The organism is Streptomyces viridosporus (assembly GCF_002078235.1).
In the GTDB taxonomy this organism is placed as follows: domain Bacteria; phylum Actinomycetota; class Actinomycetes; order Streptomycetales; family Streptomycetaceae; genus Streptomyces; species Streptomyces viridosporus.
Genome location: NZ_MSGP01000813.1, coordinates 1 through 523, shown reverse-complemented (window position 1 = coordinate 523; position 523 = coordinate 1). Strand labels below are relative to the sequence as shown.

At 73.4% G+C, this 523-nt stretch carries 1 pseudogene; it reads right to left on the bottom strand.

Going from position 1 to position 523, the window contains the following annotated elements:
• Positions 1–523: pseudogene (locus B7L92_RS37795) on the bottom strand (serine/threonine protein kinase); the annotation flags it as partial.

The window sequence follows — 523 nt, the reverse complement described above, 5'->3', positions numbered from 1 at the left end:
TGTACGTCGGCGAGGACGGCTCCGCGCTGCCGGGGTAGCCGCCGCCGGTGTCCCCGGAGGTCTCCGTGGGCGAGCTCGTCTCCGTCTGCTCGTCCGTCGGCTTCTCGGTCGGGTCCTTGGTGTGGGACTGCGAGGTCGACGTCTCCGGCTTGCCCGGCTGCTTCCCGCCGCCCTTGTCGCGGCCGAAGTCCATGGCGAACGCGACTCCGGCCGCGATGGCGATCACCGCGAGCACGGCCAGCAGCCACAGCTTGCCGCGGCCACCGCGGCCGCCGGAGCCGTCGTCGTACCCGCCGTCGTAGCCACCGGAAGCATCGTCGTGGTGCCGACCTCCCAGGATCGGCTGCTGGGCGGTGTTGCCGTGCCCGGGGTGGGGCAGGGCGGTGGTGCCGGCCATGCCCATGGCGCCCGTGGAGCCACCCAGATGCTGGGTGACCGGGCGGGTGTTCCAGGTGCCGGTGTGGCCGCCCGCGTCGATCAGCATCTGCAGCGCGTACTGCGCCAGGCCGCGCATCTCCTCGGC